This is a genomic window from Enterobacter sp. JH25, from assembly GCF_021725435.1.
Lineage (GTDB): Bacteria > Pseudomonadota > Gammaproteobacteria > Enterobacterales > Enterobacteriaceae > Enterobacter > Enterobacter intestinihominis.
Genome location: NZ_CP091319.1, coordinates 1,537,324 through 1,558,727, shown reverse-complemented (window position 1 = coordinate 1,558,727; position 21,404 = coordinate 1,537,324). Strand labels below are relative to the sequence as shown.

16 protein-coding genes are annotated in these 21,404 nt (G+C 53.4%); 4 read left to right on the top strand and 12 right to left on the bottom strand.

The features are described 5' to 3' along the window. Positions 1-44: 44 nt before the first annotated feature. The 5 genes from rpsA to L2Y28_RS07325 all read right to left on the bottom strand — a co-directional run bounded on the left by rpsA (position 45) and on the right by L2Y28_RS07325 (position 5,994). Positions 45-1,718, bottom strand: coding sequence for a 30S ribosomal protein S1 (gene rpsA / locus L2Y28_RS07345; RefSeq protein ID WP_003858235.1), 1,674 nt, complete (start codon positions 1,716-1,718; stop codon positions 45-47). 111 nt (positions 1,719-1,829) lie between these two features. Further along, on the bottom strand, positions 1,830-2,513 hold the full coding sequence (gene cmk / locus L2Y28_RS07340; protein WP_015570968.1) for a (d)CMP kinase: 684 nt from the start codon (positions 2,511-2,513) through the stop codon (positions 1,830-1,832). A 185-nt stretch (positions 2,514-2,698) separates the two neighbouring features. Then, positions 2,699-3,982 carry a 3-phosphoshikimate 1-carboxyvinyltransferase gene (gene aroA / locus L2Y28_RS07335; protein ID WP_022647628.1) on the bottom strand — a complete coding sequence of 428 codons (1,284 nt, stop codon included), beginning with the start codon at positions 3,980-3,982 and terminating at the stop codon, positions 2,699-2,701. Between the two features lie 68 nt (positions 3,983-4,050). Then, positions 4,051-5,139, bottom strand: coding sequence for a 3-phosphoserine/phosphohydroxythreonine transaminase (gene serC / locus L2Y28_RS07330; protein WP_022647627.1), 1,089 nt, complete (start codon positions 5,137-5,139; stop codon positions 4,051-4,053). A gap of 162 nt (positions 5,140-5,301) precedes the next feature. Further along, complete coding sequence (locus L2Y28_RS07325) at positions 5,302-5,994, bottom strand: DUF421 domain-containing protein (protein ID WP_023299721.1); 693 nt, start codon at positions 5,992-5,994, stop codon at positions 5,302-5,304. Positions 5,995-6,121: 127 nt separating this feature from the next. Between L2Y28_RS07325 and ycaO the strand changes: the two genes are divergently transcribed. The 4 genes from ycaO (at position 6,122) to pflA (ending at position 12,422) form a co-directional block, all read left to right on the top strand. After that, entirely contained in the window at positions 6,122-7,882 is a 1,761-nt protein-coding gene (gene ycaO, locus L2Y28_RS07320; protein ID WP_022647625.1) for a 30S ribosomal protein S12 methylthiotransferase accessory factor YcaO, read from the top strand. A 404-nt stretch (positions 7,883-8,286) separates the two neighbouring features. Beyond that, positions 8,287-9,144: a formate transporter FocA gene (focA, locus tag L2Y28_RS07315; protein WP_017384832.1), complete on the top strand. Its 858-nt coding sequence runs from the start codon at positions 8,287-8,289 to the stop codon at positions 9,142-9,144. 51 nt (positions 9,145-9,195) lie between these two features. After that, positions 9,196-11,478, top strand: a complete 2,283-nt coding sequence (gene pflB / locus L2Y28_RS07310; RefSeq protein WP_022647624.1) for a formate C-acetyltransferase — start codon at positions 9,196-9,198, stop codon at positions 11,476-11,478. A 203-nt stretch (positions 11,479-11,681) separates the two neighbouring features. After that, entirely contained in the window at positions 11,682-12,422 is a 741-nt protein-coding gene (gene pflA, locus L2Y28_RS07305) for a pyruvate formate lyase 1-activating protein (protein WP_003858250.1), read from the top strand. A 36-nt stretch (positions 12,423-12,458) separates the two neighbouring features. Here pflA and L2Y28_RS07300 read toward each other — a convergent pair whose 3' ends face one another. The 7 genes from L2Y28_RS07300 to rarA all read right to left on the bottom strand — a co-directional run bounded on the left by L2Y28_RS07300 (position 12,459) and on the right by rarA (position 21,404). Further along, on the bottom strand, positions 12,459-12,980 hold the full coding sequence (locus L2Y28_RS07300; RefSeq protein WP_022647623.1) for an anti-virulence regulator CigR family protein: 522 nt from the start codon (positions 12,978-12,980) through the stop codon (positions 12,459-12,461). Positions 12,981-13,103: 123 nt separating this feature from the next. Beyond that, complete coding sequence (locus tag L2Y28_RS07295) at positions 13,104-14,252, bottom strand: MFS transporter (protein ID WP_022647622.1); 1,149 nt, start codon at positions 14,250-14,252, stop codon at positions 13,104-13,106. Between the two features lie 274 nt (positions 14,253-14,526). Further along, the gene (locus tag L2Y28_RS07290; RefSeq protein ID WP_022647621.1) at positions 14,527-15,390 is read right to left on the bottom strand and encodes a dimethyl sulfoxide reductase anchor subunit family protein; all 864 of its coding nucleotides are present in this window, start codon (positions 15,388-15,390) and stop codon (positions 14,527-14,529) included. 1 nt (position 15,391) lies between these two features. After that, positions 15,392-16,009, bottom strand: a complete 618-nt coding sequence (locus L2Y28_RS07285; protein WP_017384545.1) for a DMSO/selenate family reductase complex B subunit — start codon at positions 16,007-16,009, stop codon at positions 15,392-15,394. Positions 16,010-16,019: 10 nt separating this feature from the next. Further along, positions 16,020-18,464 carry a dimethylsulfoxide reductase subunit A gene (gene dmsA, locus L2Y28_RS07280; RefSeq protein ID WP_022647620.1) on the bottom strand — a complete coding sequence of 815 codons (2,445 nt, stop codon included), beginning with the start codon at positions 18,462-18,464 and terminating at the stop codon, positions 16,020-16,022. Positions 18,465-18,675: 211 nt separating this feature from the next. Next, complete coding sequence (serS, locus tag L2Y28_RS07275) at positions 18,676-19,968, bottom strand: serine--tRNA ligase (RefSeq protein ID WP_003858266.1); 1,293 nt, start codon at positions 19,966-19,968, stop codon at positions 18,676-18,678. Between the two features lie 92 nt (positions 19,969-20,060). Continuing rightward, positions 20,061-21,404: a replication-associated recombination protein RarA gene (gene rarA, locus L2Y28_RS07270; protein ID WP_022647619.1), complete on the bottom strand. Its 1,344-nt coding sequence runs from the start codon at positions 21,402-21,404 to the stop codon at positions 20,061-20,063.

Genomic DNA, 21,404 nt, shown 5'->3' with positions numbered 1-21,404 from the left:
CGCTGTAAATGCGTTACAGCTCAAATGATGGTGCGAACCTGAACTTACTCGCCTTTAGCTGCTTTGAAAGCTTCAGCCATTGCGTTGTTAGAGAAGTTTGCATCTTCCTGTTTGTTCACAGTTGCGATTGCATCTTTCTCATCAGCTTCGTCTTTAGCACGAACAGACAGGCTGATTGCACGGTTCTTACGGTCAACACCGGTGAACTTAGCTTCAACGTCGTCACCAACGCTCAGAACCAGAGTTGCATCTTCAACGCGGTCACGTGAAGCTTCGGAAGCGCGCAGGTAACCTTCAACGCCGTCAGCCAGTTCTACGGTTGCGCCTTTAGCGTCAACAGCAGTCACTTTACCGTTTACGATTGCGCCTTTCTTGTTCAGTGCAACCCAGTTGTTGAACGGATCTTCTGCGAGCTGTTTAACGCCCAGGGAGATACGTTCACGCTCTGCGTCAACCTGCAGAACAACTGCTGCGATTTCGTCGCCTTTTTTGTATTCACGAACTGCTTCTTCGCCTGCAACGTTCCAGGAGATGTCAGACAGGTGAACCAGGCCATCGATGCCGCCGTCCAGGCCGATGAAGATACCGAAGTCAGTGATAGACTTGATTTTACCTTCAACACGGTCGCCCTTGTTGTGGGTTTCCGCGAACTGCTGCCATGGGTTGTTTTTGCACTGCTTCAGGCCCAGGGAGATACGACGACGTTCTTCGTCGATATCCAGAACCATCACTTCCACTACATCACCAACGTTAACAACTTTGGATGGGTGGATGTTTTTGTTGGTCCAGTCCATTTCGGAAACGTGCACCAGGCCTTCAACGCCTTCTTCGATTTCAACGAAGCAGCCGTAGTCGGTCAGGTTGGTAACGCGACCAGTCAGTTTAGTACCTTCTGGGTAACGCTTAGCGATAGCTACCCATGGATCTTCGCCCAGCTGTTTCAGGCCGAGGGATACACGAGTACGCTCGCGGTCGAACTTCAGCACTTTAACAGTGATTTCGTCGCCCACGTTCACGATTTCGCTTGGGTGCTTAACGCGTTTCCACGCCATGTCGGTGATGTGCAGCAGGCCATCAACGCCGCCCAGGTCAACGAATGCGCCGTAGTCAGTGAGGTTCTTAACGATACCTTTGACTTCCATGCCTTCCTGCAGGTTTTCCAGGAGCTGATCGCGTTCTGCGCTGTTTTCGGATTCGATAACGGCACGACGGGAAACAACAACGTTGTTACGCTTCTGGTCCAGCTTGATTACTTTGAACTCAAGCTCTTTGCCTTCGAGGTGCAGGGTGTCACGGACTGGACGAACGTCTACCAGAGAACCTGGCAGGAACGCACGAATACCATTCAGCTCAACAGTGAAGCCACCTTTAACTTTGCCGTTGATAACACCGACCACAGTTTCAGCTTCTTCGTAAGCTTTTTCCAGCGTGATCCATGCTTCGTGACGTTTAGCTTTCTCACGAGACAGCAGGGTTTCGCCGAAGCCGTCTTCTACTGCGTCCAGAGCAACGTCAACTTCGTCACCTACCTGGATTTCCAGCTCGCCCTGGGCGTTTTTGAACTGCTCAGCCGGGATGGCGGACTCAGATTTCAGACCGGCGTCAACCAGTACTACGTCTTTGTCGATAGCAACAACAACACCGCGAACGATGGAACCCGGACGGGTTTCGATTTCTTTTAAGGATTCTTCAAACAGTTGAGCAAAAGATTCAGTCATGTTTAATCTTCAGGTTAATATTAACGTCCACCTGGCTCCGTGCCGGATGGGGTTGTTTCACATACCCGCCGTCAATCCATTGCAGCGGGGGTACTGCTAAATCGGTCGCGATTACGCGAGTGCCAGTTTTTGGCGCGCATATTGTAGCGCTTTTTCAATCACTTGCTCAATAGTTAAACTGGTTGAATCCAGCACTAATGCGTCTTGCGCGGGAACAAGTGGTGCGACGGCGCGGTTACGATCGCGGTCATCGCGCTCTTTTATCTCGGATAAAAGGCGATCAAAGTTAACACTAAACCCCTTTTCCTGCAACTGAAGCATGCGGCGTTGAGCACGTTCTTCCGAAGAGGCGTCAAGGAAAATTTTCACTGGCGCATCAGGGAATACCACGGTTCCCATGTCGCGGCCGTCGGCGATCAGCCCCGGCGCTTCGCGGAAACCGCGCTGGCGACGTAACAGCGCTTCACGAACGCGTGGGAAAGCCGCCACCTGAGAGGCCGCATTGGCCACTTCCTGCGTACGGATTTCACCGCTGACATCTTCCCCTTCCAGGATCACTTCAAGGTTGCCATCAGTAGAGACAAAGCGCACATCCAGATGTGCAGCCAGCGGTACCAGCGCTTCTTCAGACGCAACATCTACATGATGATGCAGCGCAGCCAGCGCCAGCACGCGATAGATTGCTCCCGAATCTAAAAGATGCCATTGCAATGCTTCCGCCATCGCTTTGCACAGAGTACCTTTCCCTGCGCCACTTGGCCCATCAATGGTGATTACCGGGGCAATTGCCGTCATCTTTTTCTCCTTAATTAAGGCATACCGTTTACATGAACGCCGCGCATTATACGCGCCAACGTGCGCAACTGTTACCTTTGCGTGCAAATTACGGAATGATTGAAGCAGAGTGTAGAAGAAATGAAAGAGGATGACTGTCAGAAAGCGTAAGGAAATGCCGCATCAGGAGATGCGGCATACGATCGTCAGGCCAGGGTGCTAATGCGCGCCAGCTGTTCGAAGTAGTCCGGGAAGGTTTTCGCCGTGCACTTCGGGTCAAGGATGGTGACTGGCGTATCTGACAGCGCCACCAGCGAGAAACACATCGCCATGCGGTGATCGTTGTAGGTGCCAATTTCTGCAAATTGCAGTTTTGCCGGCGGCGTGACGCGAATGTAGTCTTCGCCCTCTTCTACCACCGCCCCCACTTTACGCAGCTCGGTTGCCATTGCGAACAGGCGGTCAGTCTCTTTTACGCGCCAGTTATAGATGTTACGCAGCGTGGTGGTGCCTTTCGCAAACAGCGCAGCGGTGGCGATGGTCATTGCCGCGTCAGGAATATGGTTCATGTCCATGTCGATGGCGTTCAGCTCACCGTGCGTACAGGAGATGAAGTCATCGCCCCAGGTCACAACCGCGCCCATTTTTTCCAGCACGTCGGCAAAACGAATGTCGCCCTGCACGCTGTTGCGACCAATACCCGTCACTTTTACCGTACCGCCTTTAATCGCACCCGCGGCCAGGAAGTAGGACGCGGATGACGCATCCCCTTCAACCAGGTAGTTGCCCGGAGACTGGTACTGCTTTGCCCCGCGCACCACGAAGCGCTGATAAGACTGGTTTTCCACCTCAACGCCGAAGGTTTTCATCAGGTGCAGCGTGATATCAATGTACGGCTTAGAGACCAGATCGCCTTTAATGCTAATCACGGTATCATTTGGAGCCAGCGGTGCGGTCATCAGCAGTGCCGTCAGGAACTGGCTGGAGACGCTACCGTCAACCTCAACGTTACCGCCAGTGAAACCACCGCGCAGACGCAGTGGCGGGTAATTTTCTTGCTCAAGATAATCAATCTGCGCGCCGCCCTGACGCAGGGCATCGACCAGGTGGCCGATCGGACGCTCTTTCATGCGCGGCTCGCCGGTCAGCACAATATCGTTGCTCCCAAGACACAGCGCAGCGGCCAGAGGACGCATCGCCGTACCGGCGTTACCCAGGAAAAGCTCCAGCGCTTCAGCGGAATGTAATGCGCCGCCGTTACCGGTGACTTCACAACGGGTACGATCGTCTGACAGCGCGTACTGAACGCCCAACGCTTTCAGTGCATTGAGCATATGGCGCACGTCATCGCTGTCCAGCAGGTTGGAAAGGACGGTGGTGCCGTTTGCCAGAGCTGCCAGCAGCAGAGCGCGGTTCGAGACACTTTTTGAACCAGGCAGATTAATGGTGCCATCTACCCGCGCGATAGGTTGTAACGTCAGGGATTCCATGAAACTTAACTCTCAACTCAACATAATAAAAACCCCGCAGGAACGCTGCGGGGGTGAAAAACAGCCAATTAACCGTGACGACGTTCGAAGTCGATCATGAAATCAGTCAGGGCTTTAACGCCTTCCAGCGGCATCGCGTTATAGATAGAGGCACGCATACCGCCTACCACACGGTGACCTTTCAGCGCATGCAGACCCGCCGCGAAGGACTCTTCCAGGAACACGTTATCCAGGTTGTTGTCCGCCAGCTGGAACGGCACGTTCATGCGCGAACGGTTAGTTTTGGCGACATCGTTACGGTAGAAATCGCTCTTGTCGATCACGCCGTACAGCAGTTCAGCTTTTTGCTGATTGATCTTGTCCATCTGCGCCACGCCGCCTTTTTGCTTCAGCCATTTGAAGACCAGGCCGGAGAGATACCAGGCGAACGTTGGTGGAGTGTTGAACATGGAATCGTTGTCGTTCAGGACGGTGTAATCCAGAATTGACGGGCAAGACTTATGGGCTTTCCCCAGCAGGTCTTCACGCACGATAACGATAGTCAGACCCGCAGGACCGATGTTTTTCTGGGCACCCGCGTAGATGACGCCGTAGCGGCTGACGTCCAGCGGCGTGGACAGAATGGTGGAGGAGAAGTCCGCCGTCACAATGACATTTTCGCCAAAGTCTGGCTCTTCGTGAATAGCGATACCGTCGATGGTTTCGTTCGGGCAGTAATGAAGATACGCGGCGTTGTCAGAAAGCTGCCACTCACTCATCGGCTTCACGGCGCGCATACCGTCAACGGTCACTTTGGCATCGATAACGTTCGGCGTGCAATATTTGTGCGCTTCTTTTACCGCACTGGCCGCCCAGTAGCCGGCATCAACGTAATCAGCGGTGGATTTGTCGCCCAGTAGATTGAGCGGAATACCCGCAAACTGACCGCGTCCACCGCCGTGACAGAACAATACTTTGTAGTTCGAGGGAATGTTCAGCAGATCGCGAAAATCCTTTTCTGCCTCTTCCGCCACCTGAATAAACGCTTTACCCCGGTGGCTGACTTCCATCACCGACGTACCCAGACCGTTCCAGTCACACAGCTCCTGTTGAGCCTGTTTGAGCACGTCTGCCGGTAACATTGCCGGACCTGAACTGAAATTAAAGACTTGAGCCATTTCCCCTCACCACGCTAAAAGCCATAAGTTATAACTGTGGATATCGGTTTTATCATTCAGTGACACGCGCCGCAATGTCTAAAACTTATGGCCGAAGAAATGTGCCCCTCGTCACACAAAACAATCTGCCGTACCGTTGTCGCAAAACCGACAAAATCGCTGTCAGGTAATGCGTTTAGCCCGGCTAACCTTCGTCCATTCTGGATTTGTACAGCGAGGGCATAATTGATGATCGCCCGCCTGCATGACCACCACATGGCTGCATTTTATGCAGGCATACTGGCCCGCATCAGGGACGGTTTTGTATCGCTCGATAAGCATATCCGGCAGTATGCACAGGCCGGGCTTGACCTCATCGTCAGGATAGTAATAAACGCTGATTTGACCGTTCGTTTCCATAATCGCCAGACGCACCTGCCCCAGCTGTTCAACGCTGCTTATACGTAGCTCCATAAAGAACTCAAACTCCGTCATATTGGCGCTTTGCACATTCTCCCAGGCAAGTTGACCATCTTCGACAATCACCACCGGTTTTCCTTCGAACAGATCTTCCAGTTTTTCACTTTTCGACATCAGCCACATGACCAGCCGGTACAGCAGCGCAAGCGTCACGAAGACGATAAAAACCGGCACCATCGGCACATCGTCATAAAAGGCAACGTCCCCTGCCGCCGAACCCAGCGTCAGGATAATCAGCACTTCAAACAGTGACATCTGCCGCACGCCGCGACGTCCGGTGATTTTCAGAAACAGGAAGACGAGTACAAAGGTGTACAGGCTACGCAACGCCACTTCGCCTAAAAACTCAGGTGGGACTTTATCAAACGCCATCCGCTGGAGATCAAATGCTTTCATTTTTTTATGCCTTAACAGTAGGTTACTGCTTATAAGCATAGCCCAGCCATTTATTTTCGCCGGAGATAGCACCCGTCACGCAAAACCCGTATCATTGCGCGCTTTACGTACGATAAAAGTGAACGCCATGACTCAAACGTTTATCCCCGGCAAAGACGCCGCTCTGGAAGATTCCATCGCTCGCTTCCAGCAGAAACTGACCGACCTGGGCTTTAATATCGAAGAAGCCTCCTGGCTGAATCCGGTGCCTCACGTCTGGTCCGTGCATATTCGCGACAAAGATTGTGCGCTGTGCTTTACCAACGGCAAAGGCGCGACCAAAAAAGCGGCACTGGCCTCTGCGCTGGGTGAGTATTTTGAGCGTCTGTCCACCAACTATTTCTTCGCCGACTTCTGGCTGGGTGAAACGATTGCCAACGGCCCGTTCGTTCACTACCCGAACGAAAAATGGTTCCCGCTACCCGAAGACGACGAACTGCCGGAAGGCATTCTCGATGCCCGCCTGCGCGCGTTCTACGATCCGGAAAACGAACTGACCGCCAGCATGCTGATCGACCTGCAATCCGGCAATGAGGATCGTGGTATCTGCGCCCTGCCGTTCACCCGTCAGTCTGACGAGCAGACCGTTTACATTCCAATGAACATCGTTGGCAATCTGTATGTGTCTAACGGTATGTCTGCCGGTAACACCCGTAACGAAGCGCGTGTACAGGGGTTGTCTGAAGTTTTCGAGCGTCACATCAAAAACCGTATTATTGCTGAATCCATCAGCCTGCCGGAGATCCCGGCTGACGTGCTGGCGCGCTACCCGGGCGTGGTGGAATCCATCGCCAAACTGGAAGCGGAAGGTTTCCCAATCTTTGCTTATGACGGCTCTCTGGGCGGCAAATATCCGGTTATCTGCGTGGTACTGTTTAACCCGGCAAATGGCACCTGCTTCGCCTCTTTCGGCGCGCACCCGGACTTCGGCGTGGCGCTGGAGCGTACCGTGACCGAACTGCTGCAAGGTCGTAGCCTTAAAGATCTCGACGTATTCACCCCGCCAACCTTTGATGACGAAGAAGTCGCCGAGCACACCAACCTCGAAACGCACTTCATCGACTCCAGCGGTTTGATCTCCTGGGATATGTTCAAACAGGACGCGGACTATCCGTTCGTGGACTGGAGCTTTGCCGGTACGACGGAAGAAGAGTTCGCCACCCTGATGGCGATCTTCAACGCGGAAGATCAGGAAGTCTATATTGCCGACTATGAACACCTCGGCGTTTATGCGTGCCGTATTATTGTGCCGGGTATGTCGGACATCTATCCGGCAGAAGATCTGTGGCTGGCGAACAACAGCATGGGCGCGCATCTGCGTGAAACCCTGCTGGCCCTGCCGGGCAGCGAGTGGGATAAAGAAGATTATCTGAACCTGATCGCCCAACTGGACGAAGAAGGACACGATGATTTCACCCGCGTACGCGAACTGCTGGGTCTGGCAACCGGAAAAGATAACGGCTGGTACACGCTGCGCATCGGCGAGCTAAAAGCGATGCTGGCGCTGGCGGGCGGCGATCTGGATCAGGCTTTGGCCTGGACCGAGTGGACGATGGAGTTTAACCAGTCCGTCTTCTCCGCCGAGCGCACTAACTATTACCGTTGCCTGCAAACGCTGCTCCTGCTTTCTCAGGAAGACGACCGCGAGCCATTGCAGTATCTGAACGCCTTCGTCCGCATGTACGGTGCAGATGCCGTTGAAGCTGCCAGCGCGGCGCTGAGCGGTGAAGAACCGTTCTATGGCCTGCAAGCGGTTGACAGCGATCTGAAAGCCTTCCCGGCGCATCAGTCACTGCTGAATGCGTATGAAAAATTGCAGAAGGCTAAAGCCGCTTACTGGTCAAAATAAGCGCATATAACATTAATGGCTGTAGGCGTATTCAATCGCCTGAGCTATATTACGGGGCAATTTCATTGCCCCTTTTTTTTATTTTTCCGCAATGACGTTTAATTGTAATAATTAAGTTAACCACGGGTAAATATAAAAACGCTTACCTGGCTTTACTGTTACTAATTCTAATAAATACTCCATTTTAATTAACTGTTCCACGGGAGGCTGAAGGAAAAAATTCAACTCTTTTCATAACTTTTAAAATTTATTTTTATACGGATAATCAAATACTTACTCCGCTTTTGCTGTAAAACCACACACACTGCGGGCCTATAGGCCAGGCGAGATATGATCTATATCAATTTCTCTTCTATAATGCTTTGTTAGTATCTCGTCGCCGACTTAATAAAGAGAGAGTTAGTGTGAAAGCTGACAACCCTTTTGATCTATTACTCCCCGCTGCGATGGCGAAAGTTGCCGAAGAAGCGGGTGTCTACAAAGCAACGAAACATCCGATGACGACGTTCTTTCTGGCCATTACGGCTGGGGTGTTCATCTCCATCGCTTTCGTCTTCTATATCACAGCCACCACCGGCACTGCCGGGATGCCTTTCGGCATAGCGAAACTGATTGGTGGTATTTGCTTCTCACTGGGCCTGATCCTCTGCGTCATCTGCGGCGCCGACCTCTTCACCTCAACGGTGCTGATTGTTGTGGCAAAAGCCAGCGGAAGAATTACCTGGGGTCAACTGGGGCGCAACTGGCTCAACGTCTACGTTGGCAACCTGATTGGCTGTCTGCTCTTTGTTCTGTTGATGTGGCTTTCTGGCGAGTACATGACCGCCAACGGCGGCTGGGGGCTTAACGTCCTGCAAACCGCCGACCACAAAATGCACCATACATTTATCGAAGCCGTTGCTCTCGGCATCCTTGCAAACCTGATGGTCTGCCTGGCGGTCTGGATGAGCTACTCTGGTCGTAGCCTGATGGATAAAGCCATGATTATGGTTCTGCCGGTTGCGATGTTTGTTGCCAGCGGCTTTGAGCACAGTATTGCGAATATGTTCATGATCCCGATGGGGATTGTTATCCGCAACTTTGCAAGCCCGGAGTTCTGGACTGCTGTTGGTTCAACCCCGGAAAGTTTTTCACACCTGACTATTATGAATTTCATTACTGATAACCTGATCCCCGTCACTATCGGGAACATTATCGGTGGGGGTCTGTTAGTTGGGTTGACATACTGGGTCATTTACCTGCGTGGCGGCGATCATCATTAATGGTTGTCTCAGGCAGTAAATAAAAAATCCACTTAAGAAGGTAGGTGTTACATGTCCGAGCTTAATGAAAAGTTAGCCACAGCCTGGGAAGGTTTTACGAAAGGTGACTGGCAGAATGAAGTCAACGTCCGTGACTTCATTCAGAAAAACTATACCCCGTATGAAGGTGACGAATCCTTCCTGGCTGGTGCGACTGATGCAACCACCAAGCTGTGGGACAGCGTAATGGAAGGCGTTAAACTGGAAAACCGCACTCACGCGCCAGTTGATTTTGACACCTCCGTTGCTTCTACCATCACTTCTCACGATGCTGGCTACATCAACAAAGCCCTTGAGAAAATCGTTGGTCTCCAGACTGAAGCACCACTGAAACGCGCAATCATCCCGTTCGGTGGCATTAAAATGGTTGAAGGTTCCTGCAAAGCGTATAACCGCGAGCTGGACCCAATGCTGAAAAAAATCTTCACCGAATACCGTAAAACCCATAACCAGGGTGTATTCGATGTTTACACCAAAGACATTCTGAACTGCCGTAAATCTGGCGTTCTGACCGGTCTGCCAGATGCCTATGGCCGTGGCCGTATCATCGGTGACTACCGTCGCGTTGCGCTGTACGGTATCGACTTCCTGATGAAAGACAAATACGCGCAGTTCGTCTCTCTCCAGTCTGACCTGGAAAACGGCGTAAACCTGGAAGCGACTATCCGTCTGCGTGAAGAGATTGCTGAACAGCACCGTGCGCTGGGTCAGATCAAAGAGATGGCGGCTAAATACGGCTGTGATATCTCTGGTCCTGCAACCAACGCTCAGGAAGCTATCCAGTGGACCTACTTCGGCTACCTGGCCGCGGTTAAGTCTCAGAACGGTGCAGCAATGTCCTTCGGCCGCGTATCCACCTTCCTGGATGCGTATATCGAACGCGATATCAAAGCAGGCAAAATCACCGAGCAAGACGCTCAGGAAATGATTGACCACCTGGTCATGAAACTGCGTATGGTTCGTTTCCTGCGTACTCCAGAATATGATGAGCTGTTCTCTGGTGACCCAATCTGGGCAACCGAATCTATCGGCGGTATGGGCGTAGATGGCCGTACTCTGGTAACCAAAAACAGCTTCCGCTTCCTGAACACCCTGTACACCATGGGTCCTTCTCCGGAGCCGAACATCACCGTTCTGTGGTCTGAAAAACTGCCACTGAACTTCAAGAAATTCGCCGCTAAAGTGTCCATCGACACCTCTTCTCTGCAATACGAGAACGATGACCTGATGCGTCCGGACTTCAACAACGACGACTACGCTATCGCGTGCTGCGTAAGCCCAATGGTTGTTGGTAAGCAAATGCAGTTCTTCGGTGCGCGTGCAAACCTGGCGAAAACCATGCTGTACGCAATCAACGGCGGCGTTGACGAAAAACTGAAAATGCAGGTTGGTCCTAAGTCTGAACCGATCAAAGGCGACCTTCTGAACTTCGACGAAGTGATGGAGCGCATGGATCACTTCATGGACTGGCTGGCTAAGCAGTATGTCACTGCGCTGAACGTCATCCACTACATGCACGACAAGTACAGCTACGAAGCCTCTCTGATGGCGCTGCACGACCGTGACGTCGTTCGCACCATGGCGTGTGGTATCGCAGGTCTGTCCGTTGCAGCTGACTCCCTGTCTGCAATCAAATATGCGAAAGTTAAACCAATTCGTGACGAAGATGGTCTGGCTATCGACTTCGAAATCGAAGGCGAATATCCGCAGTTTGGTAACAACGACGCTCGCGTTGATGACATGGCGGTTGACCTGGTAGAACGTTTCATGAAGAAAATTCAGAAACTCACTACCTATCGTAACGCTATCCCGACTCAGTCTGTTCTGACCATCACCTCTAACGTTGTGTATGGTAAGAAAACCGGTAACACCCCAGACGGTCGTCGTGCTGGCGCGCCATTCGGCCCAGGTGCTAACCCAATGCACGGTCGTGACCAGAAAGGTGCGGTTGCCTCTCTGACCTCCGTTGCTAAACTGCCGTTTGCATACGCGAAAGATGGTATCTCTTACACCTTCTCTATCGTGCCAAACGCGCTGGGTAAAGACGACGAAGTACGTAAAACTAACCTCGCGGGTCTGATGGATGGTTACTTCCACCATGAAGCGTCCATTGAAGGTGGTCAGCACCTGAACGTGAACGTGATGAACCGTGAAATGCTGCTCGACGCGATGGAACATCCTGAGAAATATCCTCAGCTGACCATTCGTGTATCAGGCTACGCAGTACGTTTTAACTCCCTGACGAAAGAACAGCAGCAGGACGTTATCACCCGTACTTTCACTCAGTCCATGTAAGTGGAATTGACTGAAATCACGCGTTAAAAAGCGTACAATAAAGGCTCCACGCAAGTGGGGCCTTTTTAACACCCTCGCTTCATCAGTCTCTTTTGTCCGCTATCTATACTTAATGGATAACAGCCAAAACAGACTCGACATAGCCTTTGAGCTGTGCATCTACATAGGCCCCCGGATGGGCCAAATTCGGAGATATCACCGCAATGTCAATTATTGGTCGCATTCACTCCTTTGAATCCTGTGGCACCGTCGATGGCCCGGGGATCCGCTTTATCACTTTCTTCCAGGGCTGCCTGATGCGCTGCCTGTACTGCCATAACCGTGACACCTGGGACACCCATGGCGGCAAAGAAGTCACCGTTGAAGATCTGATGAAAGAGGTGGTGACCTATCGCCACTTCATGAACGCGTCCGGTGGTGGCGTGACGGCATCCGGCGGTGAAGCTATTCTTCAGGCTGAATTTGTGCGCGACTGGTTCCGCGCCTGCCATAAAGAGGGTATTCATACCTGCCTCGACACCAACGGCTTTGTGCGCCGTTACGATCCGGTTATTGATGAACTGCTTGAAGTGACCGATCTGGTGATGCTCGATCTCAAGCAGATGAACGATGAGATCCACCAGAATCTGGTTGGCGTCTCAAACCACCGTACGCTGGAATTTGCCAAATACATTGCCAACAAAGGCGTCAAGACCTGGATCCGCTACGTGGTGGTACCGGGCTGGTCAGATGATGATGATTCTGCACATCGTCTGGGCGAATTTACCCGGGATATGGGTAACGTGGAGAAAATTGAACTCCTGCCCTATCACGAGCTGGGTAAACACAAATGGGTGGCAATGGGTGAAGAGTACAAGCTCGATGGCGTGAAGCCGCCGAAAAAAGAGACGATGGAGCGCGTCAAAGGTATTCTTGAGCAGTATGGCCACAAGGTCATGTATTAACGAAAAGGCCCGGTGAAAACCGGGCCTTTTTATATTCTATTTAAAGACGCCGTTAATCACGGAAGTCACAATCGCGGTACTCAGCGCAATTAAGACCAGGTCGTCACCCACCACGCGCCATTCATAGCCCGGATAAGAAGGAAGCTGACCCAGCATATCGGCTGGCACGGTTTTCTTCGCAATGCCCGGAGGCAGTGGCTTACCGCGCGCCAGGTTTTTCGCAATACCCGGAGGCAGAGAGTCGTAGCCCGTTAAGCCGTAATTCAGTGCCAGATGGCGGGCATGATCGAAGCTCACGCGGACGTCAACATCATGACCAACATCGTTGCTGTTTTTAAAGCTCTTATCCGATTTTCCTGGATTATCCTGGCCGGTATTGTGCTTATTACCATGGTTACCAGCGTTCCCGTTACCATGATTGCCGCTATTACCTTGTCCGCCACCGTTTCCGTGACCACCGCCATTCCCGTTTCCTGGATTAGCCATGGCCGGAGCCGTTGCAAACGTTAAAGCCAACACTACGGCAAGTGCGGTAGTGGAAAAACGACGAGTAGACATGATTGCTGCCTTTTAGTGGTAGAACTCATTTGAATTATCGCCAGGCAGTAAAAACTCACAATAAGTAAAAGTCTTATATGTGACAGGGACAAAAAAGCCTGTCATCGACAGGCTTTTATTTAATCAGGCATGTGCCACTGGCGTTGGGTGCTCGCCCGCTTTGCGCAGCAGCATTAACAGATAAATAAACGATACGCTGGCGATCATGATAAACAGCAGATTATCAGAGTAATTTTGCATGAGCATAGCGGTAAAAGTCGGCCCCAGTAAACTGCCGATGGTGTAACTCAGCAACAATGCCTGGTTCATCGCCACCAGCTGGTGATGCTCAACTTTCTCACAGGCCCAGGCCATCGCGACCGGATAGAGCGTAAAACCCGCAGCCCCCAGAATGAACAGCGCAGGCGCCATCGCGGCGTTGCTGAGCATGGCGAGACAGCCCATGATGACCACGAAAACCTGGACGCGCAGCACCAGCAGACGACCAAAGCGGTCCGCCAGGCGGCCAATCGGCCACTGGCCGACAATCCCCGCGCTGACCATCACCGCCATCCAGAAACCGATCCCGGAATCGCTGACGCCCTGATGGTTGAGATAGAGCGGCATCAGGCCATAGAGCGACCCCAGCACAATCCCGGAAATAATACAGCCGTTAATCCCCAGGCGCGCCTGACGCAGTCTCAGCATCGGCCAAACGTGCGTGGCCTCCTGATGCTCACTGCTCTGGTTCACGATACGGGTAAAGAGCAGCGGCAGAATTGCGGCCAGCACCATCCCTGTTACCCATGGCAGAACGCTCATCAGGTCGGTTGGGAATTTGCTGACCATCAGTTGTCCCAGAACGGTACCGACGTAGTAAACCATCATATAAGCCGCCAGCAGACGCCCGCGATTACGGGACGTGCCGCTGCACATCAGCGCACTTTCAACCACCACCCAGATCATGGCGCAGCCAACGCCCGCAATAAAGCGCCAGACCATCCAGCTCCAGAAGCCGACCATCAGTCCTAAACCGGCGCATCCGACGGCAAAGATCAGTGACGCCAGATAATAACTGCGGTTAAAACCAAAGCGCTTAATAAGGCTGCCCGTTAATAAGGTGCCCAGCAGATTGCCCGTAAAAAAGGACGAGCTAACCATACCCACCTGCCAGGTTGGTAAGTTTTCATGGGCGAGCCATAGCGGGACGAGTGTGTTCAACACCGCGATCGCCAGGGTCAGCAAAAGCAGGCCACAGAGCAACAAAAGCACCGGGCGGGTATAGGTGGTCATGGATTAAAAACCGTGAGGAAGTTCAGATTTCGTGCGCATCATGCCACTGGCAAAAACAAAGTCAATCCACCGATTCAGGCGTCACGCACGATATGCGCCTTGTCGATTTAAAAAACTCATCCTGCTAATGCAAAGCCTGCTACCAATATTAATTATCTATTTGTTTTTATTTATTTCCGGGAATTTTAACAGCGAAACATCAGTCGAAAAATTTCATGAATGAAAAAAGAAAAGCCGGGCACTATGTCCCGGCTTTTTATAACAAAATCTAAAATTAGCTGGCGACAGCCATACCGACCGTCATATGCAGACCGTAAAATACGCCGCGACCAATTAACTCCCCTGCCAACACCAGCACAAAGGCCAGAGACAGCAACGGTAGCGCAGGCGCGTAACCTTTAAGCTGAGGGGCAATCCAGCACACCAGCGCCGCCGTCAGCAGCACCACACGCCAGGCCATAAGAGAACCATAATCCGGTACCAGCGCCGAAGCCTGTTGGATAGAGCTGTGAATCGTCGCCAGCTCCGCTCCCTGCATAAGCGCTACAACGGTACTGATGACCAGTGCCAGCAGCGAGACCGCGGGCAGCAGGCGCATCGCCCAACTATTAATGCCAGCTACACGCAGAAGCAGATAACCCAGCAGCGGCCCGCCAATAAACATGGTCAGGAAGAAGCTCATCGGCGTCCAGACGCTGTACCAGGTCGGAACGGTATCAATGGTGTTGTACACCCGGACCATCATCCAGACGAAGACAACGCCCAGTACCATGGTGACGATGAGCCACAACGCACGTAACCCTGACGGCAGCTTTTTCAGCGCTGCCAGTAACCACCCCAGCCCGCCAACTGCAAAGAAGATTGCGCCGCTGGCAATCTCGTTACTCAGCGAAGAGGCACCTACGCGGTTCAGGGAGTTAAACGCGCGCATCGGTGAGCCCAGGTGCAGCGTAGAGGCGATAAACCCAATCCCCATCAACACCCACAGGCCAAACATGCTCAACACTAAACGCTGCTGCTGTTCAGCATTGAGGTTCCCTTTTAACAGCGCCAGCGCAAGGACGATAAACCCGCCTGCCACGCACTGCCCAAAGACCGTGAAGATCATAAGCGGCCATTCATGCCATCCACTTCCCATCTCACACCTCCTTCGGGTTTGCCAGGTAGCCGGTGGTGTCACCCGTCGGACGGCTGTTGGCGTTAGGTTTAATCACAATACTCGGCTTCGTGAAGTGCGCAGACGGCAGCGGCGCGACCGCAGCAAGCTGGCCGTGTTTTTTGCGCAGCTCTTCAATCGGGCCAAAGTCCAGCGCGCGCAGCGGGCAGGACTCGACGCAGATGGGCTTTTTGCCGTCCGCCACGCGGCTGTGGCAGCCGTCGCACTTGGTCATGTGGCCTTTAGCCGCGTTATACTGCGGCGCGCCGTACGGGCAGGCCATGTGGCAGTAGCGACAGCCGATGCAGACATCCTCGTCCACCACCACAAAACCGTCGTCGCGCTTGTGCATTGCCCCGCTCGGGCAGACCTTGGTGCAGGCCGGATCTTCGCAGTGGTTGCAGGCAATCGACAGGTAATAGGCGAAGACGTTCTGATGCCAGACGCCGTTATCCTCCTGCCAGTCGCCGCCCGCGTATTCATAAATACGACGGAAGCTGACGTCCGGGGTCAGGTCTTTATAATCCTTGCAGGCCAGCTCGCAGGTTTTACACCCGGTGCAGCGGCTGGAATCAATAAAAAATCCATACTGGGTTGTCATCGGTTACTCCTTACGCCTTTTCAACCTGAACGAGGTTTGTGTGGGATGGGTTGCCCTTCGTCAGCGGCGATGGACGCTGCGTAGTGAGAACGTTGATGCAGCCCGCCTGATCGATACGGTTCGCATCCGGGTTATACCAGGCCCCTTCCCCCAGCGCGACAACGCCAGGCATCATGCGCGGAGTCACTTTAGCTTCGATATGCACTTCGCCACGTCCGTTGAAGATACGTACGCGATCGCCATTACTGATGCCGCGCGCTTTCGCATCCATCGGGTTGATCCACATCTCCTGTCGGCAGGCCGCTTTCAGAACGTCAACGTTGCCGTAGGTGGAGTGAACACGCGCTTTGTAGTGGAAACCGGTTAACTGAAGTGGGAATTTCTCCGTCAGCGGATCGTTGTAGTTTTCGAAGCCAGGCGTATAGATCGGCAGCGGATCGATAACGTCCCCTTCCGGCAGTTCCCACGTTGCGGCAATTTTTGCCAGCTCTTCGGAGTAGATCTCGATTTTGCCCGACGGCGTGGTCAGCGGATTGGCCTGCGGATCGTCGCGGAAGGCTTTATACGCCACGTGATGCCCTTCCGGATCGCGCTGCTTGTACATGCCCTGCTTGCGGAAGGTATCGAAGTCCGGCAGGTCTGGAATGGCTTTGCGTGAGAGCTCGTGCAGATGGCGCATCCACTCTTCCTGAGTACGCCCCTCTGTGAACTGCTGCTCAACGCCAAGACGTTTCGCCAGCTCGGACGTCATCTCATAGATAGTTTTGCACTCGAAGCGCGGTTTGATGGCCTGGTCTGTGAAGATCACATAGGACATGTTGCCGCAGGAGGCGTCCAGCGCGAAATCCATCTGCTCAGAGGCGGTGCAGTCTGGGAGCAGAATATCGGCATACTTCGCCGATGAGGTCATGTGGCAGTCGATCACCACAATCATTTCGCACTTCTTGTCGTCCTGCAAAATTTCATGGGTGCGGTTGATCTCTGAGTGCTGGTTGATCAGGCAGTTACCGGCATAGTTCCAGATCATTTTGATTGGCACATCCAGCTTATCTTTGCCCCGAACACCGTCGCGTAGCGCGGTCATTTCCGGGCCGCGCTCAATCGCGTCCGTCCACATAAACATGGAGATGCTGGTCTGAACCGGGTTATCCAGCGTTGGCATACGTTCAAACGGTACTTCATACGAGCCTTCACGCGCCCCGCTATTACCGCCGTGAATGCCGACGTTGCCAGTCAGAATCGAGAGCATAGAAATAGCGCGGGTGGCAATTTCGCCGTTCGCGTGACGCTGCGGTCCCCAGCCCTGGCTGATATAAGCCGGTTTTGCTGAACCAATTTCACGGGCCAGCTGAACAATACGTTCGACTGGAATGCCGGTGATGGTGGATGCCCACTCAGGGGTTTTCGCTACCCCGTCGCTGCCCTGACCAAGAATATACGCTTTGTAATGCCCGTTAGCCGGTGCGCTGGCTGGCAGCGTCTTCTCGTCATAGCCGACGCAGTATTTATCAAGGAACGGCTGATCGACGAGGTTTTCAGTGATCATCACATACGCCAGCGCATTGACCAGCGCCGCATCGGTACCAGGGCGGATAGGGATCCACTCGTCTTCTCGCCCCGCGCCGGTATCGGTGTAGCGCGGATCGACGATGATCATACGTGCGTTGGATTTGGCGCGCGCCTGCTCAAGATAATAGGTTACCCCACCGCCGCTCATACGCGTTTCGCCCGGGTTGTTGCCGAACAATACCACCAGCTTGCTGTTTTCTATATCCGACGGGCTGTTACCGTCTGCCCAGCCGCCATAGGTGTAGTTCAGGCCCGCAGCAATCTGTGCGGAAGAGTAGTCGCCATAATGGTTGAGATAGCCGCCGCAGCAGTTCATCAGGCGCGCTACCAGCGTTTTACCCGGCGGCCAGGAGCGGGTCATGGTGCCGCCCAGCGTCCCGGTGCCATAGTTCAGGTAGATGGATTCGTTGCCGTACTCTTTGATCAGGCGCTGCATGTTGGTCGCGATAATATCGTAGGCCTCGTCCCAGCTAATGCGCTCGAACTTCCCTTCCCCACGCTTACCGACACGCTTCATCGGATATTTCAGACGATCCGGGTTATAAACGCGACGGCGCATTGAGCGGCCACGCAGACAGGCACGAACCTGGTGTAACCCTTCGTAGTTATCATCGCCGGTATTGTCGGTTTCAACGTATTTGATTTCACCGTCCACAACATGCATACGCAGGGGACAACGGCTACCACAGTTAACGGTACAGGCACTCCACACCACTTTTTCCGGGGCTGAAGCGGGAGACAGAGCCTCCGCCGCCGACGCCAGACGGGTAAAAGGAAGCGTAAAGGCGCTGCTGGCAACCGCCAGACCACCTATTGCCGTGGTTTTCATCAACCCACGGCGAGTGACCTCGGCAGCCATTAACGCTTCAGGCGCTTTGATTTTCATAAAGACTCACTTTGGTTGCTCACAAAGAAAAGAGAGGCGGCGCATACCGCTATGTAGTTTTATATATAACGAATTCCTTCGTTACAGGTGTTTTATGCTAACTTTCGTTCGGAGGAGTATTACTACTTTAGAGGGAGGGAATATTGCGTCGTATCAAATCAAAGATATAAAAAAAGCGCCCTGAGGCGCTTTTTTGTTTTGCAGCAAAATATTAGCCGATGAACTGCTGGCCTTTCATGTAAGGACGCAGCACCTCAGGGATCTCAATACGACCATCTGCCTGCTGGTAGTTCTCCAGCACGGCAACCAGCGTACGGCCAACCGCCAGACCAGAACCGTTCAGGGTATGAACCAGACGGGTCTTCTTGTCGGACTTGCTGCGGCAACGCGCCTGCATACGACGCGCCTGGAAATCCCAGACGTTAGAGCAAGAGGAGATTTCACGGTAGGTGTTTTGCGCAGGCACCCAGACTTCGAGGTCGAAGGTTTTGCAGGCGCCGAAGCCCATGTCACCGGTGCACAGCGCCATACGGCGGTATGGCAGCCCCAGCAGCTCCAGCACTTTCTCTGCGTGACCTGTCATCTCTTCCAGCGCGTCCATAGACTCTTCCGGGCGAACGATCTGCACCATCTCAACTTTATCGAACTGGTGCATACGGATCAGACCGCGCGTATCACGACCGTAAGAACCGGCTTCAGAACGGAAACATGGAGAGTGCGCAGTCAGTTTGATTGGCAGATCGTCTTCGTCGATGATCTCATCACGCACGAGGTTGGTCAGCGGCACTTCCGCGGTTGGGATCAGCGCGTAGTTGCTGCTGTCAGCTTCTTCGTCCAGCGGACGGGTATGGAACAGATCGCCGGCAAATTTCGGCAGCTGGCCTGTACCGTACAGCGTATCGTGGTTAACCAGATACGGAACGTAGGTTTCGCTGTAGCCATGCTGCTCGGTGTGCAGATCCAGCATAAATTGCGCCAGCGCGCGATGCAGGTGAGCAATCTGACCTTTCATTACCACGAAGCGAGAACCGGTCAGCTTAACCGCAGCCGCAAAGTCCAGGCCCGCGTGCATTTCGCCCAGCGTCACGTGATCGCGCACCTCGAAGTCAAATTCGCGAGGCGTACCCCAGCGTTTCACTTCAACGTTGTCGTTTTCGTCTTTGCCGACAGGGACGCTGTCGTCAGGAATGTTCGGGATCGCCAGAGCGATATCACGAATTTCAGCCTGAAGAACGTCCAGTTCAGCTTTCGCCTGATCCAGCTCTTCACCCAGTTTGTTCACTTCCAGGCGTAATGGCTCAATATCTTCCCCGCGCGCTTTCGCCTGGCCAATGGATTTCGATCGAGAATTACGCTCTGCCTGCAGATTTTCTGTTTGTACCTGCAAAACTTTACGACGCTCTTCAAGAGCGCGCAGCTTATCTACATCCAGCTTAAAGCCCCGGCGTGCCAGTTTTTCAGCGACTGCGTCTGGCTCATTACGCAGCAGATTGGGATCGAGCATGCTTATCCTGTGCTTATCGAATTAAAAAAGGAAAAAGTGACCACAGCCTGCGGCCACAGAGATATATTGCCAACATTACCGCAACGATTGAACTAACGGTAGCGTTTTATAGGGCTATTTTGATCCTGTCCGGCAAGCCAGGCGAGCTTTTCGCCAATCTTACCCTCAAGACCTCTGTTTGTGGGGTGATAATAGCGGGTTTGTGCCATCTCCTGAGGGAAATACTCCTCGCCGGCGGCGTAGGCGTTGGGTTCGTCATGGGCGTAGCGATACTCCTGCCCGTAACCCATCTCTTTCATCAATTTGGTTGGCGCATTGCGCAGATGAACCGGCACATCGTAGTCCGGACGTTCACGTGCATCCGACATCGCCGCTTTGAAGGCGGTATACACCGCGTTACTTTTCGGTGCGCAAGCCAGATAGACAATTGCCTGCGCAATGGCACGCTCGCCCTCCGCAGGCCCGACGCGGGTAAAGCAGTCCCAGGCGGAAATAGCGACCTGCATGGCGCGTGGATCGGCATTACCGACATCTTCTGACGCAATCGCCAGGCAGCGACGCGCGACATATAACGGATCGCCACCGGCGGTGATGATACGCGCATACCAGTAGAGCGCCGCATCCGGAGCGCTGCCGCGCACGGACTTATGTAATGCAGAGATGAGGTCGTAAAAACGATCGCCTTTATTATCGAAGCGCGCGCTACGCTCACCGGCAATTTCGGTGAGCAGTTCAGGCTTTAATACGCGCTTGCCCGCATCGTCCACTTCGGCCATATCGGCCATCATTTCGAGCGTGTTCAACGCACGACGGGCATCACCGTTAACCAGTTCGGCGATAGCAAGACGCGTCTCGTCCGGCAGAACGATATCCTGTCCGCCGTAACCACGCGCGTTGTCCTCCATCGCCTGCGTCAGAACTTTTTCGATATCTTCCGTGGTAAGCGATTTAAGCAGATACACGCGCGCCCGGGAGAGCAGAGCAGAATTCAGTTCAAACGACGGGTTTTCCGTGGTGGCGCCGATAAAGAAAATCGTACCGTCTTCAATATGCGGCAGAAAGGCGTCCTGCTGGCTCTTGTTGAAGCGGTGAACTTCGTCGACAAACAGAATGGTGCGACGTCCGGCATTGCGGTTTTGTCGCGCCCGCTCGATCGCCTCGCGGATCTCTTTCACCCCCGACGTGACCGCCGAGATGCGCTCAACGTCCGCGTTGGCATAGCGGGCGATCACTTCAGCGAGCGTGGTTTTTCCGGTGCCGGGTGGCCCCCAGAGGATCATGGAGTGCAGATGCCCCGCCTCAATAGCGCGCGGCAAGGGTTTCCCCGCAGCCAGCAGATGTTGCTGACCGATGTACTGCGCTAAATTTTCTGGCCGCATACGGGCGGCCAGAGGTTGAAACGCATTATCTGAAAAATCGAGCGACAGGTTGCTCAC

Coding starts and splice junctions, on each gene's coding strand:
- rpsA (WP_003858235.1), bottom strand. CDS start 1,718: ATGACTGAATCTTTTGCTCAACTGTTTGAAGAATCCTTAAAAGAAATC.
- cmk (WP_015570968.1), bottom strand. CDS start 2,513: ATGACGGCAATTGCCCCGGTAATCACCATTGATGGGCCAAGTGGCGCA.
- aroA (WP_022647628.1), bottom strand. CDS start 3,982: ATGGAATCCCTGACGTTACAACCTATCGCGCGGGTAGATGGCACCATT.
- serC (WP_022647627.1), bottom strand. CDS start 5,139: ATGGCTCAAGTCTTTAATTTCAGTTCAGGTCCGGCAATGTTACCGGCA.
- L2Y28_RS07325 (WP_023299721.1), bottom strand. CDS start 5,994: ATGAAAGCATTTGATCTCCAGCGGATGGCGTTTGATAAAGTCCCACCT.
- ycaO (WP_022647625.1), top strand. CDS start 6,122: ATGACTCAAACGTTTATCCCCGGCAAAGACGCCGCTCTGGAAGATTCC.
- pflB (WP_022647624.1), top strand. CDS start 9,196: ATGTCCGAGCTTAATGAAAAGTTAGCCACAGCCTGGGAAGGTTTTACG.
- pflA (WP_003858250.1), top strand. CDS start 11,682: ATGTCAATTATTGGTCGCATTCACTCCTTTGAATCCTGTGGCACCGTC.
- L2Y28_RS07300 (WP_022647623.1), bottom strand. CDS start 12,980: ATGTCTACTCGTCGTTTTTCCACTACCGCACTTGCCGTAGTGTTGGCT.
- L2Y28_RS07295 (WP_022647622.1), bottom strand. CDS start 14,252: ATGACCACCTATACCCGCCCGGTGCTTTTGTTGCTCTGTGGCCTGCTT.
- L2Y28_RS07290 (WP_022647621.1), bottom strand. CDS start 15,390: ATGGGAAGTGGATGGCATGAATGGCCGCTTATGATCTTCACGGTCTTT.
- L2Y28_RS07285 (WP_017384545.1), bottom strand. CDS start 16,009: ATGACAACCCAGTATGGATTTTTTATTGATTCCAGCCGCTGCACCGGG.
- dmsA (WP_022647620.1), bottom strand. CDS start 18,464: ATGAAAATCAAAGCGCCTGAAGCGTTAATGGCTGCCGAGGTCACTCGC.
- serS (WP_003858266.1), bottom strand. CDS start 19,968: ATGCTCGATCCCAATCTGCTGCGTAATGAGCCAGACGCAGTCGCTGAA.